The sequence below is a fragment of the Chania multitudinisentens RB-25 genome (assembly GCF_000520015.2).
Classification (GTDB): domain Bacteria; phylum Pseudomonadota; class Gammaproteobacteria; order Enterobacterales; family Enterobacteriaceae; genus Chania; species Chania multitudinisentens.
This window is the reverse complement of record NZ_CP007044.2, coordinates 2,055,435-2,068,794: the sequence shown is the minus strand read 5'-3', so window position 1 is coordinate 2,068,794 and position 13,360 is coordinate 2,055,435. Positions and strand designations below refer to the sequence as shown.

At 51.2% G+C, this 13,360-nt stretch carries 13 protein-coding genes and 1 other RNA gene; 8 read left to right on the top strand and 6 right to left on the bottom strand.

Annotation, left to right across the window (positions count from 1 at the left end; translation table 11 throughout):
* Positions 1–149 precede the first annotated feature (149 nt).
* Positions 150–1,070 carry a LysR substrate-binding domain-containing protein gene (locus Z042_RS09165; protein ID WP_024910017.1) on the top strand — a complete coding sequence of 307 codons (921 nt, stop codon included), beginning with the start codon at positions 150–152 and terminating at the stop codon, positions 1,068–1,070.
* A 115-nt stretch (positions 1,071–1,185) separates the two neighbouring features.
* On the opposite strand, the gene Z042_RS09160 is transcribed toward Z042_RS09165, so the two are convergent.
* On the bottom strand, positions 1,186–1,764 hold the full coding sequence (locus Z042_RS09160) for a YecA/YgfB family protein (RefSeq protein ID WP_024910016.1): 579 nt from the start codon (positions 1,762–1,764) through the stop codon (positions 1,186–1,188).
* Positions 1,765–2,135: 371 nt separating this feature from the next.
* Here Z042_RS09160 and zapA point away from each other — a divergent pair, with 371 nt between their 5' ends.
* The 3 genes from zapA (at position 2,136) to Z042_RS09150 (ending at position 3,377) form a co-directional block, all read left to right on the top strand.
* Complete coding sequence (gene zapA, locus Z042_RS09155) at positions 2,136–2,465, top strand: cell division protein ZapA (RefSeq protein ID WP_024910015.1); 330 nt, start codon at positions 2,136–2,138, stop codon at positions 2,463–2,465.
* A 41-nt stretch (positions 2,466–2,506) separates the two neighbouring features.
* Positions 2,507–2,690, top strand: a non-coding RNA gene (gene ssrS, locus Z042_RS24915) — 6S RNA.
* A gap of 54 nt (positions 2,691–2,744) precedes the next feature.
* Positions 2,745–3,377, top strand: a complete 633-nt coding sequence (locus tag Z042_RS09150) for a 5-formyltetrahydrofolate cyclo-ligase (protein ID WP_024910014.1) — start codon at positions 2,745–2,747, stop codon at positions 3,375–3,377.
* Positions 3,378–3,389: 12 nt separating this feature from the next.
* On the opposite strand, the gene serA is transcribed toward Z042_RS09150, so the two are convergent.
* On the bottom strand, positions 3,390–4,628 hold the full coding sequence (gene serA / locus Z042_RS09145; protein WP_024910013.1) for a phosphoglycerate dehydrogenase: 1,239 nt from the start codon (positions 4,626–4,628) through the stop codon (positions 3,390–3,392).
* Between the two features lie 337 nt (positions 4,629–4,965).
* Positions 4,966–5,625 (bottom strand): ribose-5-phosphate isomerase RpiA, encoded by a 660-nt coding sequence (gene rpiA, locus Z042_RS09140; RefSeq protein ID WP_024910012.1) that lies wholly within the window; start codon positions 5,623–5,625, stop codon positions 4,966–4,968.
* A 223-nt stretch (positions 5,626–5,848) separates the two neighbouring features.
* Between rpiA and Z042_RS09135 the strand changes: the two genes are divergently transcribed.
* Complete coding sequence (locus Z042_RS09135; protein WP_024910011.1) at positions 5,849–6,742, top strand: LysR family transcriptional regulator ArgP; 894 nt, start codon at positions 5,849–5,851, stop codon at positions 6,740–6,742.
* 32 nt (positions 6,743–6,774) lie between these two features.
* Here Z042_RS09135 and Z042_RS09130 read toward each other — a convergent pair whose 3' ends face one another.
* From Z042_RS09130 to Z042_RS09120, 3 genes are all read right to left on the bottom strand, one after another.
* A complete protein-coding gene (locus Z042_RS09130) occupies positions 6,775–7,503 on the bottom strand; it encodes an oxidative stress defense protein (RefSeq protein ID WP_024910010.1) in 729 nt (242 codons plus the stop codon).
* Positions 7,504–7,597: 94 nt separating this feature from the next.
* Positions 7,598–8,212, bottom strand: a complete 615-nt coding sequence (argO, locus tag Z042_RS09125) for an arginine exporter ArgO (protein ID WP_024910009.1) — start codon at positions 8,210–8,212, stop codon at positions 7,598–7,600.
* A gap of 172 nt (positions 8,213–8,384) precedes the next feature.
* Positions 8,385–9,203: an IclR family transcriptional regulator gene (locus Z042_RS09120; protein WP_024910008.1), complete on the bottom strand. Its 819-nt coding sequence runs from the start codon at positions 9,201–9,203 to the stop codon at positions 8,385–8,387.
* A 425-nt stretch (positions 9,204–9,628) separates the two neighbouring features.
* Between Z042_RS09120 and Z042_RS09115 the strand changes: the two genes are divergently transcribed.
* The 3 genes from Z042_RS09115 to Z042_RS09105 are packed head-to-tail and all read left to right on the top strand — an operon-like array spanning position 9,629 to position 13,360.
* Positions 9,629–11,170, top strand: coding sequence for a sugar ABC transporter ATP-binding protein (locus Z042_RS09115; protein ID WP_024910007.1), 1,542 nt, complete (start codon positions 9,629–9,631; stop codon positions 11,168–11,170).
* Complete coding sequence (locus Z042_RS09110; RefSeq protein WP_024910006.1) at positions 11,160–12,263, top strand: ABC transporter permease; 1,104 nt, start codon at positions 11,160–11,162, stop codon at positions 12,261–12,263. Before Z042_RS09115 ends, Z042_RS09110 begins: the two co-directional genes overlap by 11 nt.
* On the top strand, positions 12,260–13,360 hold the full coding sequence (locus Z042_RS09105) for an ABC transporter substrate-binding protein (RefSeq protein ID WP_024910005.1): 1,101 nt from the start codon (positions 12,260–12,262) through the stop codon (positions 13,358–13,360). Before Z042_RS09110 ends, Z042_RS09105 begins: the two co-directional genes overlap by 4 nt.

Sequence of the window (13,360 nt, the reverse complement as noted above, 5' to 3'; positions counted from 1 at the left end):
GTAAAAACCCATTGATATTTAAAGACATTGTAAAACCAATGCGTCATTCTTGATAAAAAAAAAGAATTAGCTATGATTGATTAATACTTAAAGAAAAAATTCATTCACATAATTAGTGTTATCTTTTATAAAATTCATAATGGTGCACTATGAAAGAACTCCCCAAAATTAATCAACTCAGGAACTTTCAAGCCATAATTCGTTATGGAAGTATCAGAACCGCATCGCAAGCTTTGTTTCAAACACAACCCGCCATGACCAAAAGCCTTCAGGAATTAGAACGAATTCTGGGTGTTTCTTTATTGGCCAGAGGGCCTCAAGGTATGACGCTCACTAAAATGGGGCGTATCTTTGAACCCAGAGTTAATATGATACTCAATGACCTGGAAAGGGCCATAGATGAACTACACCAATCAAATGAACTCTCGCAAGGTACGATATCCTTTGGCTGCTCCCACCTGCCAGCATTTAGCATAATGCCCTCTTTGATTAATAAATTCCAAGAGCAGCATCCGGCTTCCAGTATTACCATTGTTGAGGGGCAACTTTCAGAATTAATGACATCGTTGCGATTAGGGAGATTAGATTTCTTTATTGGTATAGCGTCACCTGAAATATCCATGAGTGAGTTTTCCGTTGAGTATTCAATCAATGCAGAATTTTGTATTATTGCTCGCAATGGGCATCCTTTAATTAAAAGCACCTCATTAGATCAATTAAAAGGTGCCAAATGGTATTTCCCTAACGCCAGAACCGGGCACTATAAAACATTAGAGAAATTTATTTTCCCACAAGGGAGAGCTAATGGCGATACACTTATTTATGGTGATTCAATGAGTATTGGTGAACAGTTGGTTTTAAACAAAGACTATCTGTTCGTCGGCCCTAAAGCGATCCTCAAAGTACCTTATATAAAAGACCTTATATCAATGGTTCCGATCAAAGAAGAATTACCGGATGCTTTGTACATTTTGATTTACAAACAGCAACAAGGTCTAACGCCGTTGGCTAAACGGTTAATGGATGAGATCAGCACCACATGTTCCGATTTTTTCTCTGATAATACGTAGCCACGTTTAGCGATAATAGGCATCGCCTTGCCTATTTCACGTTTATCCCCAGTTTACAGGCGAAAACTGAGGATAACTCTCTTGTTGCAACATCAATAATTCTCAAACTCAACAATCAATGTAACGTCGGCTTTTTATTTTCCGGTGCCGTTGGCTTACGACGGGTAAATTCGGTATGGCAAAGGATCGCAGCAACTCGCACATATTCCACCACTTCTTCCAACGACTGTTCTAACTCCTCCTGGTCTTCGTCTTCGTCATAGCCCAATTGAGCAATATTGCGCAAATCATCTATAGCTTCCCCCACTTCGTCTTTCACCTGCGCCAGTTTTGGCTGCATCATTCCTAACCCTAACAGGAAGTGATTCACCCACCCCGCCAGCGCGTCAGCACGATCAAAAACATCGACCGCTTCACCTTCCGGCATCAGCAACTGGAACATAAAGTCATCGTCTTCCAGCGTATCACGCGTCGCCTCATGCAATTGTTGCAATGGCATACTCAACGCCTGCGGGAAGGCGATACCTTCGTTGGTCAACTCGAACACCAGCGTCAACCAGCTGGCATCACGGTTGCCGCCGCACAAAAGGCCACTGATCAGGCCATGCATTTCTGCGGCCGTTAAGGCTACTGCCTGCTGGTTGAGAGCGGCGGTCAAAGATTGGTAATTGGGAAATGTATTCAATATAGACATGCGCATTCGTCGTCGTTGGCAAGATAAGTTCGTGTTATGCTACCACCAAGGTCAGTCGCGATACCAGTTGAGTGCGACACCTCAGTGGTGGGTTATCATTATGCTACGCCAGTATCCGTACTTTGTCAGTGTAGGGTAAATGCAGTAAATACGCATTTTGAAATCTTTTTTTATCTGCTAATGTCTAACAAAGTAGATAACAATCAGGTACTGAAGATACTTGGCGGATTCGCTAACAACCCTGTAATTTCAAACACAAAGGTGTTAAAAAAGGGTTGTATCTTGGTAGCGAGATATATATAGTGGCGCCCGCTTTGAGTTGCCCGGCAAAGGTGATCGGGGCTGGTGCTAAATTTAGGCAGGAAGGTGGCATGTCTGCACAACCGGTAGATATTCAAATTTTTGGCCGTTCATTAAGAGTTAATTGCCCGCCAGAACAACAAGATGCGTTGAACATGGCAGCAGAAGATCTTAACCAACGGTTGCAAGATCTTAAAGTTCGCACTAGAGTCACAAATACAGAGCAACTCGTTTTTATCGCAGCATTGAATGTCTGTCACGAACTTGCTCAAGAACGCTTGAAAACGCGTGATTATGCGGCCAATATGGAACAACGCATCCGTATGCTGCAACAGACCATTGAGCAGGCATTGCTTGAACAAGGTCGCATCTCTGAACGTCAGGATGTACAATTCGAATAACGTAAGTTGCTGAAGTTGAAGGTTTCAGCAATGAGTAAAAAATTTCTCTGAGATGTTTGCCAGCGGGTCAGTCCCCTGAGCCGATATTTAGTACCAACAGAATGTGATGTTCCGCGACCGGTGTGCATGCTCGGCCCGTCCGAGAAGCCTTAAGGTTGTGACAGCGCGTTCACCTTGAACCATGGGTTCAAGGGTTACAGCCTGCGACGGCATCTCGGAGATTCCCTTCATTTAGTGTTTTCAATGTGTTAGTTCACTATGTCACACGAATTCAGCATTATGCCTTTTCAACCCCAGTTCACCCAGCAACGCCAAACTATCCGCAACGAAATCCGTCAACGGCGCCGGGCTTTAACAGCAGCACAGCAACACGATTTTGCGTTGCAGATTGCCGTTCGTGTTACACAGCATCCACGCCTTCAAGCGGCGCAGCACATTGCGGTATTTCTCTCCTTCGATGGTGAACTGGATACCCACCCGCTGATTAAGCAATTATGGCAACTGGGTAAGCAGGTCTATTTGCCGGTATTGCACCCGTTCAACCCTGGCAACCTGCTGTTTCTGCGTTATTCCCCGAATACGCCGCTGGTACACAACCGGTTTAATATTCTGGAGCCTGTGCTTGATGTACGTACCGTTTTGCCGGTATCACTGTTGGATATTGTTCTGACGCCGCTGGTAGCGTTCGATTCGGCGGGCCAGCGGTTGGGAATGGGGGGCGGATTTTACGATCGCACCTTGCAGAATTGGCAACATCACGGCCCCTACCCGATAGGGTTGGCCCATGATTGCCAACATATAGAACAGTTACCAGTAGAACAGTGGGACATCCCGCTGCCGGAGATCATCACACCGTCGCGCACATGGGCGTGGGATAGCAAAAGGCCGGATTTCTCCGGCCTCAGCGTTTAGTCGTACCCCCGATCAGAACAGTAAGCGAGCGCGAATCGTGCCTTCAATCGCTTTCATACGTTGCAACGCCGCCGCCGCACGCTCGGTTTCCGCTTCGATATCAATTACCACGTAACCGATCTCTGCCCCGGTTTGCAGGTACTGAGCCGCGATATTCACACCTTCCTCTGCGAAGATCTGGTTAATCTGCGTCAGAATACCTGGGCGGTTTTCGTGGATGTGCAGCAAGCGGCTGGAATTCGGACCATGCATCGGCAACGACACTTCCGGGAAGTTAACCGCAGACAGCGTAGAACCGTTGTCGGAGTATTTCGCCAGTTTCCCGGCCACTTCGTCACCAATGTTTTCTTGCGCTTCCTGCGTCGAACCACCGATGTGCGGCGTCAGCAACACATTATCAAACTCGCACAGCGGCGAATTGAACGGATCGCTGTTAGTCGCAGGTTCTTCAGGGAAAACGTCTATCGCCGCCCCTGCCAAATGGTTGCTGGCCAATACATCGCATAGTGCCGGAATATCCACCACGGTGCCGCGCGAAGCGTTAATCAGGATCGCTCCTGGTTTCATCATTGCCAGTTCTTCGGCACCTATCATATTCTTGGTTGATAGCGTTTCTGGTACATGCAGCGTCACGACATCGCTCATATTAAGCAAATCAGACAGATGCCGTACCTGCTGCGCGTTACCCAGCGGCAGTTTGTTCTCAATATCGTAGAACGATACTTTCATTCCCAAACCTTCAGCCAGAATACCGAGCTGCGTACCGATATGGCCGTAACCGATAATCCCCAGCTTCTTGCCACGGGCTTCAAACGAACCAACGGCCAGTTTCTGCCAGATACCGCGATGCGCTTTGGCGTTAGCGGAAGGGATCCCACGCAACATCAGCAGCAATTCCCCCAGCACCATTTCGGCTACGGATCGGGTATTGGAGAATGGCGCATTAAACACTGGAATGCCGCGCTTGGTCGCCGCTTTCAAATCAACCTGGTTGGTACCGATACAAAAACAACCCACCGCCACCAGTTTCTCTGCGGCAGCGAAAACTTCTTCGGTAAGATTGGTACGCGATCGAAGGCCGATGAAGTGCGCATCACGAATGGATGCTTTGAGCGATTCGGTGTCTAACGCACCTTTATGATATTCAATGTTGGTATATCCGGCAGCACGCAGATTATCTACCGTGCTCTGGTGAACCCCTTCCACCAACAGGAACTTAATCTTGTCTTTCTCCAATGATACTTTTGCCATTTACCTGACCCTATATTCAGACTCCAAAAGTGGCTGCCATACCCCTCTTACTTGAAAGTACTTTGGGTATACAAGACAGCACGTCCCCCCAACATAGCAAAAATAACGCGTCCGGCAATACAAACGATTGCTCTCCCGTTCATGGCGGAGAGCATACCGCCGGTGGTTTTTGGTAGAAAATGCCACCAGGGAAAAATTCGGCAGGAACTTAGCGGACATTCTTGCAGTAATGTGACATATATCACCAAATTTAGCCATTTTCAGAAAAGATGTTTTAGGGGGGATTATGTAAAGCAGAGAGCAGATGAGCGCAGTCAACTGCGCCCAGCAAGCATCTTTATTTCACGACTTTTTTAACGCCATTCGGTGTCCCTACCAGTGCGACATCCGCGCCACGGTTGGCGAACAGGCCGACGGTCACCACACCTGCAATACTGTTGATTTTATTCTCCAACGCCACAGCATCAAGAATATTCAGATTATGGACGTCCAGAATCACATTACCATTGTCGGTCAACACGTTCTGGCGATATTCCGGCAAACCACCCAACTTCACCAATTCACGCGCCACATAGGAGCGCGCCATCGGGATCACTTCCACCGGCAGCGGGAATTTACCCAACACATCAACCTGCTTGGTTGCATCAACAATACAGATGAACTGGCGGGCAATCGCCGCAATGATCTTTTCTCGGGTCAGGGCAGCACCGCCCCCTTTGATCATCTGCATCTGGCCGTTGATCTCATCCGCGCCATCAACATAAATATCCAGCGAGTCCACTTCATTGCTGTCAAAAACGTGAATTCCCAGGCTTTTCAATTTGGCAGTGGACGCATCGGAGCTGGATACCGCCCCCTCGATCTGATTTTTGATCGAACCAAGCGCATCAATAAAATGAGCCGCCGTGGAACCCGTACCCACCCCGACAATCGTGCCGGGTTTCACATATTCCAGTGCCGCCCAGCCCACCGCTTTTTTCAGTTCATCCTGAGTCATGATTGGTTTATAGCCTATGTACGAAAACGTGGGCGTATTATAGGGCAAAACGCTGTTTTTCACTTCGGCAGGATCACACTTATTCACCTTGCTGCACATTTTTCTCCGCACCGGCTCAAGTACCACGCGCTGTGGTTTGAAATCACGCGATTTTTTCACCCGGGAAATTGTAAAAATGTGGCATAGTGCCAATATCAGTTTACTTTTAAGGGATATCTCTCCGATGAAACGCCCAGATTATCGGACGCTGCAAGCGCTGGACACCGTGATCCGTGAACGTGGTTTTGAACGTGCGGCGCAAAAGCTTTGTATCACCCAATCGGCAGTATCCCAACGCATTAAACAGCTGGAAAACCTGTTCGGCCAACCGCTGCTGGTGCGCACCGTGCCCCCGCGCCCGACAGAGCAAGGGCAAAAACTCCTGGCGCTGCTGCATCAGGTTGAATTGTTAGAGGAGGAGTGGCTGGGTAATGACAACGGCATTGATACACCGTTGCTGCTGTCGTTGGCGGTCAACGCCGACAGTCTGGCAACCTGGCTGTTACCGGCGTTGAAACCGGTGCTGGCCGATTCCCCAATCCGTTTAAATTTGCAGGTAGAAGACGAAACCCGCACCCAAGAGCGGCTGCGCCGGGGTGAAGTAGTGGGAGCGGTGAGTATCCAACCGCAGCCACTGCCAAGCTGTCTGGTGGATCGGTTGGGGGCATTAGATTATCTGTTCGTCGCGTCCAAAGGGTTTGCCGAACGCTATTTTCCCAACGGCGTTACCCGTTCAGCCTTGCTGAAAGCACCGGCAGTCGCGTTTGATCATCTTGATGATATGCACCAGGCGTTTTTGCAGCAAAATTTCGATCTTTCGCCAGGCAGTGTGCCATGCCATATCGTTAACTCTTCGGAAGCCTTTGTGCAGTTGGCACGGCAGGGCACTACCTGTTGTATGATCCCACATCTACAGATTGAGAAAGAATTAGCCTCTGGAGATCTGCTCGATCTGACACCGGGCCTGTTCCAACGCCGTATGCTGTTCTGGCACCGTTTTGCCCCTGAAAGCCGCATGATGCGCAAGGTGACTGATGCGTTGTTGGCTCACGGTCACCAGGTGTTAAGGCAGGATTAAGAGAGGGTGCAATTGCTGCACCCTGATATCGCTTACTGCGCTGCGTTACGCTGCAACTCAAACACCACATCAACCCGATCGTCAAAGCGAATACTTTGCTGCTCATAGGTTTGCGCTACATCGCTTTCCGGCGCAGACGCAGCCTTATACATACGCGCCATCGGCATTGGCTGAGGTTCAGCAACGTGATAACTGATGCTGTACACCGGCCCTAGCGTGGTTTGGAACCCTTTTGCCAATGAAGCCGCTTGCCGGGTCGCATTTTCTATCGCTTTCTGGCGCACCTGTTCACGGTAACCTTCTGGGTTTGCCACCCCTAATTCAACCGCGCGGATCTCATTCAGGCCAGACTTCAATGCACCGTCCAGCAGCTCGTTCAGCTTATCCAACTGACGCAGCGTCACCTGCACCTGGCGCACGGCACGGTAGCCTTTCAGCACCGATTTTCCCGTTTTCAGATAATCATATTCCAGCTGCGTCTGTAGATTGGCTGCATCGATATCTTTCTTTTCAATACCGTTTTTTTGCAGGAAATCAAAATACTGCGCCACGCGTTCATCAACCTGCTTTTTCGCCTGAGCGGCATCTTGGGCGGAAACGCTCACTTCAATCGTCAATGTTGCGATATCCGGGGTGGCCTCCACGCTGGCAGAACCGGAAGTCACTACGTGCGGCCCTGCTGGCAGCTCCGCCGCGTGCAGCGCCAGCGGTAACGCACCTAATCCAATCATTGTGGCGATAGCCAATGCTTTCAGCTTCACAGTATCTCCTTAACTTAGAATGGCAAACTTTACTCTTGGCCTAAAGCTAGCATATCCGGCGGCATTTTCTATTCGGAATAGTGACAAATTCTCATTAATGGGCGCCTTGCCAGGCCAATTGCAGGGCAATTCCCCACATAACCAGCCCCACCAGCAGGTTAATAACCCGCTGCGCAGTTTGGGTTTTCAGCCATGGGGCCAACCACGAAGCCAGCAAAGCCAAACCAAAGAACCAAATGATGGAAGCACTGATCGCGCCAAGGGCAAACCAGGAACGGATCTCCGGTGCCAGTTGGCCGCCAAAGCTACCGAGCACCACAAAGGTATCAAGATAAACATGCGGGTTCAGCCAGGTTACTGCCAGCATCGTTACTACAATGCGCCAGCGGCTTTGTTTCATCTCTGCGGCAGTGGCCAGCGCCAAATGCTGGCTGAATGCGGTGCGGAAAGCGCCCCAGCCGTACCACAGCAAAAAAGCCACCCCAGCCCAGGTTACCAATGCCAACAACAGCGGCGAACGGCTCAACAAGGCGCTGCCGCCAAAAATACCGGCACAAATCAGAACAATGTCACTCAATGCGCACAGCGAAGCGATCATCAAATGATATTGGCGACGCACTCCTTGGTTCATGACAAAGACGTTTTGCGGGCCAAGCGGCAGGATCATCGCAGCGCCCAAGGCAAAACCTTGAAAAAAGATGGCTAACATTTTATTCCCTCTAAAAACACGGTCATTACCCTGCGAAATGCAGCGTGTTGGCCGCATTGCGATGCTGAGAGCGCCAGAAAAGCGGCGCGAGCCGTTCAACACGCGCATCATACGAAGAGATAATTATTAGGGGAAATGGATATTTCTAATGCAGCATCAGCATTGCTAATATTCAATCGTAGGTCATAAACCCCAACTCTTGGGAAATACGCTGCGCCGTGGCCAGCACCGGTTTCATCAACGATTTCACACCCACCTGCTGTAGCTTGGCGGTCGGCAGGGAAACCGATACGGCATAAGGCACACGTTGCTGGATATCGAACACCGGGGCAGCAATGCAGGAAACGCCCAGTTCATTTTCTTCACGATCCATCGCCATCCCCTGCTTGCGGATATTGGCCAGTTCCTCATACATCTTCGGCAATTCGGTAATGGTATTGCGCGTCAGAGACTGGATCGCCTGCTGGTGAGTTTCCCAGTAATGGTCCGGGTAATCACTTTTGCCATACGCCATGAAAATCTTACCCATTGCTGAACAATACAAAGGCATATGCTGGCCGATATAGGCACGAGTGCGCATCATGCCGGTAGTGGGTTCCAGCTTGTAGATCAGGATCACATGGTCATCTTCGCGGCTGGAGAAGTTTACCGTTTCACCCACTTCCAGATTCAGTTGCTCCAGATGCGGTGCCGCCACATGGATGATATTCAGCGAAGACAGAGCTTTCTGACCAATAGAAATAAATTTGGTCGTTAACCGATAGCTGCCAGGTGAAGGTGCCTGCGTGACGTAACCACTGGCATGCAGCCCCTGCAACAGGCGATGCACCGTGCTTTTGTTCATCTCAGCCAGTTCAGAGAGGTGTGCCAGTGGGCAGCCATTGGGGAAATTACTCAATATTTCAATTAATTGCAAACCACGAAACAGGCTTTGGCTACCCAGCGGCTTGTCTTTTTTATCATCTTTCTCGTCAACAGCTTTCACACTCATAACAAACAATCTCCAATATCGAACCGCCTGCCAATGCCACGGCGTGGTATACCTTTGCCCTTCAAATCGCAGCCAGGCAGCAATTTGCAAGCCATGGGGTATAACCGGCTCTTTGCCAGGAATGTTACCCTAACGGCCAAATCAGGTGAAGGCGGAACGCCGTTTCATTGTCGGCAGCCCCCTTGAAATGTGCAACATTCTGGCAACTTCAGAAGTGAGTTATAGGTCACAAATTCGCAAAGACAAAAATAATCCCTTGTTTATTAAGCACAATTAAAAACCGTTCGGCTTTGCTTTAGATCAGCGTTCGGCCTATTATTTTTGAAATTGAATTTCGCATTGTGAAATATAAAGTTTAATTAACCAGCAAATTTGTCTTGTTTGCAGCGCACAAACGGCGCAAACCGGACACAGAGGCGCATCACATGACTCAAAGCAACGTGGTTCAACCCATGCTAGCACTCAGTAATATCGTGAAGCGGTTTGGCGGCAACGTCGCAGTTAACGATGTCAGCCTGCGGGTGATGCCCGGTGAAGTTCTGGCACTGTTGGGAGAAAACGGTGCGGGTAAATCAACCTTGATCAAGGTACTGGCTGGCGTTTACCCACGCGATAGCGGTGATATCCGCTTTCAGGGCAACAGCATAGCCTCAGCCGCAGCGCTAAAAAGCGCCAATCATCAGCCTATCGCTTTCATCCATCAGGATTTAGGGCTGATCGAATGGATGACGGTGGCGGAAAATATGGCGCTGGTGATGGGTTTCCCACGCCGTTTCGGGCTGATTGACTGGCGCGCTATCCGCCAGCGTGCCAGCGAAGCATTACAGGATGTGGGGATTGTCTTGGAGCCAGACGCCCGAGTGTTTGAACTTTCCCGCACCGAAAAATCATTGTTGGCGATCGCACGAGCAATAGCGGTGAACGCCGAACTGTTGGTGTTGGACGAGCCCACGGCGTCGCTGCCCGCCAATGACGTGCGCCATCTGTTTGCCGTAATCAATCGGCTGCGAGCCAAAAAAGTCGGCATGATTTATGTTACCCATCGGCTGGATGAGGTGATGGAAATTGCCGATCGGGTTTGCGTCATGCGCGATGGGCGCTATGTCGCCGGAGGTAACACGGCAGATTATTCACTGCGCGATCTGGTGCAGATGATCGTCGGCGAAGCGATGCCCAGCAACCAGCGTCAACCGTTGCCAGAACAGCAACCGCCGGTATTGCAGCTCACTGACGTGGTGGTCGGTGACATCGGCCCGGTCAGTTTCAGCCTGCAACCGGGTGAAATGCTGGCGTTAGCCGGGCTGCGCGGTGCCGGGCAGGAAGAAATTGGCCGCCTGCTGTTTGGCCTGCGCCAGCACGAGAGCGGCGCGATCCAATTCCGCAATCGGCCTTACGCTGCCACCCATCCGCAACAGGCAATGGCCTGCGGTGTTTCACTGGTCACGGGCGATCGCACCGGTGAAAGCCTGGTCCTGTCGATGAGCGTGCGCGAAAACCTGTTTATCAACCCCTGCGCCGGTGGCCACAAGCTGCTGGCACGCTACAGCCGCCACGCCGAAATCGCCGCCAGCGAACAGAAAGTACAGTTGTTCGACGTGCGGCCACAGGACGTCAATATCGATATCAGCGCCTTGTCCGGCGGCAACCAGCAAAAAGTGGTGATGGCACGTTGGCTGCATTTGGGCGCGCCCTTACTGATCCTGGAAGATCCTACCGCCGGAGTTGATGTGGGCGCACGGGCGGAAATCTATCACCTGTTAAATCAATCTCTGGCAGCAGGCGTAGCCGTATTGGTGATTTCCAACGATTTCGAGGAGATTGCCCATCTCTGCAACCGTGCCTTGGTGTTCAACCGGGGCAAGGTGGTCGGCGAGCTCAAAAACCAACAAGTCTCATTCGCTAATTTATTGGAGCTGGCCTCTGCCAGCGCTGAGGAAGCCGTGGTGGAGAAACTGCATGTCGAATAAAACATCTATTAAATCAACAGCATTAGAACAACGTGTCAGCTTGGCGCAAGACGGCGCTGGTCCGTGGTTAATGCAGATCCTCACCCGTTATGGCCTGCTTCTGCTGTGTATTCTGCTGGTGATCCTGTTTTCACTGACCACGCCGTCGTTTGCCTCAATGCTGACGTTACAGGCGATCCTGTCCAGCAAAGCCAAAATCGCGCTGCTGGCGCTGGCAGCGACTATTCCGATGATCGTCGGCAAGATCGATCTTAACGTCGGTTTCGGTATTGTGCTGTGGCACATTCTGGCGATCACCTTACAGGTGGAATACGGGTTTTCCTGGCAGATGGCGGTCTTAACCGTTTTGGTGATTTCCGCGCTGTATGGCCTGTTGAACGGTATTCTGGTGGCATTGGCAGATATCGACAGCTTCGTCGCCACCCTGGGTTCCGGCACCGTGCTGTATGCAGTGGCCCTGTGGCACTCCGGCGGGCGGCAGATTGTCGGTGACTTACCCGACGCCTTTATCGCCCTGCACCATACCGAACTTGCCGGTATTCCGATCGTCGCCTTCTATGTGCTGTTCGTCGCCATCATCCTGTGGCTGAGCACCGAACACACCCCGCTGGGGCGCTGCATGTATGCGGTAGGCGGCAACCCGGCAGCCGCCCGGTTGAATGGTATTTCCGTCAACCGCTTTACCATTGGCGCTTTCATGGCCTCCAGCGTGCTCACCGGCTTTAGCGGCGTGCTGATCGCCGCTGAACAAGGGGTCGGGCAGGCCAGCGTCGGCATGGATTACTTATTACCCGCCTTGGTCGGTGCTTTCCTTGGCAGCACCACTATTCGCCCTGGCCGGGTCAACGTCTGGGGCACCGTGATCGGTATTGCCATTCTGGCGATCGGCATTGCCGGTATCCAACAGTTTGGCGGTGAATTCTGGGTTGAACCCTTGTTCAACGGTACCACGCTGCTGCTTTCCATCACGTTGGCGGGCTATGCCCAGCGCCGCCGGTTACTCAATCAAAAAGCGGTACAACACAGTCAGGCGACTTTCGCCAAAAAGAATAACCAGAAGACGATCAATCCTTCCTCAGGAGTTCACCAATGAAACATTTTTGGATATTACCAGGGTTCACCACGTTACTGTTAACCACTGCACCGGTATGGGCTGATGCCTATCTCGATCAGGCCACCGCTGCGGTGAACAAGGCCACGGCCAGCGCCAGCCAGTGGAATGGCCCCACCAGCGGCCCGCGGTTGCTGCCGAATAAAAAAATCATTTTTATTGCTTCCGATATGAAGAACGGCGGCGTGCAGGGGGTACAGCAAGGGCTGAGCGAAGCCGCCAAAGCGGCGGGCTGGCAGTTGGAAACGCTAGACGGCGGTGGTTCGGTAAAGGATCAGTTGTCATCGCTCAATCAGGCAATCGCCCAGAAACCTGACGGCATTGTCATTGGCGGCTGGAACCCTAACGTAGCCAAAATCCCGCTCAAAAAGGCGATCCAGCAAGGCATCGTGCTGACCGCCTGGCACGCAGTGCCAGAACCCGGCCCAATCGCCAAATATGACGTGTTCTATAACGTCACCTCCGATTCCAATGAGGTGGCGCGCATCGCTGCGCAATACGCTGTGGTGCAATCCGGTGGGCAGGCCAACGTGCTGATCTTTACCGATTCGCTGTACCAAATCGCATTGGATAAAGCCAATGTGATGAAAGAAGAAATCGGCAAATGCCGTGGTTGCACCGTGCTGGAATTTATCGATACGCCGCTGGCAGATACTGCCAGCCGTATGCCAACCATGACGTTCAGCCTGTTGCAGAAATACGGCGACAAATTCCAGTACGCACTGGCGATCAACGATCTGTACTTCGATTTTATGGCTCCGGCGCTGAAAACCGCCGGTAAAGGAGGCAGCCATGCCCCGTATAACATCTCGGCCGGTGATGGTTCGATTTCTGCCTATCAGCGTATCCGTTCAGGAGACAGCCAGTCTGCCACCGTGCCAGAACCACTGAAACTGCATGGCTGGCAGTTGCTGGATGAATTCAACCGCGCCTTTGCCAAACAGCCGCCTTCTGGCTATGTCACACCGGCGCATCTGGTCACCCGTGATAATGTCGCCAGCGATGGCGGTGCCAATAACCTGTACGACCCGCAGAACGGCTATCAAGGGCATTACAAAGCCATCTGGGGCGTGAAGTAA

What these genes read in the sequence shown, in the direction of transcription:
- Z042_RS09165 (WP_024910017.1), top strand. Translation starts at nt 150, where the DNA reads ATGAAAGAACTCCCCAAAATTAATCAACTCAGGAACTTTCAAGCCATA.
- Z042_RS09160 (WP_024910016.1), bottom strand. Translation starts at nt 1,764, where the DNA reads ATGTCTATATTGAATACATTTCCCAATTACCAATCTTTGACCGCCGCT.
- zapA (WP_024910015.1), top strand. Translation starts at nt 2,136, where the DNA reads ATGTCTGCACAACCGGTAGATATTCAAATTTTTGGCCGTTCATTAAGA.
- Z042_RS09150 (WP_024910014.1), top strand. Translation starts at nt 2,745, where the DNA reads ATGCCTTTTCAACCCCAGTTCACCCAGCAACGCCAAACTATCCGCAAC.
- serA (WP_024910013.1), bottom strand. Translation starts at nt 4,628, where the DNA reads ATGGCAAAAGTATCATTGGAGAAAGACAAGATTAAGTTCCTGTTGGTG.
- rpiA (WP_024910012.1), bottom strand. Translation starts at nt 5,625, where the DNA reads ATGACTCAGGATGAACTGAAAAAAGCGGTGGGCTGGGCGGCACTGGAA.
- Z042_RS09135 (WP_024910011.1), top strand. Translation starts at nt 5,849, where the DNA reads ATGAAACGCCCAGATTATCGGACGCTGCAAGCGCTGGACACCGTGATC.
- argO (WP_024910009.1), bottom strand. Translation starts at nt 8,212, where the DNA reads ATGTTAGCCATCTTTTTTCAAGGTTTTGCCTTGGGCGCTGCGATGATC.
- Z042_RS09120 (WP_024910008.1), bottom strand. Translation starts at nt 9,203, where the DNA reads ATGAGTGTGAAAGCTGTTGACGAGAAAGATGATAAAAAAGACAAGCCG.
- Z042_RS09115 (WP_024910007.1), top strand. Translation starts at nt 9,629, where the DNA reads ATGACTCAAAGCAACGTGGTTCAACCCATGCTAGCACTCAGTAATATC.
- Z042_RS09110 (WP_024910006.1), top strand. Translation starts at nt 11,160, where the DNA reads ATGTCGAATAAAACATCTATTAAATCAACAGCATTAGAACAACGTGTC.
- Z042_RS09105 (WP_024910005.1), top strand. Translation starts at nt 12,260, where the DNA reads ATGAAACATTTTTGGATATTACCAGGGTTCACCACGTTACTGTTAACC.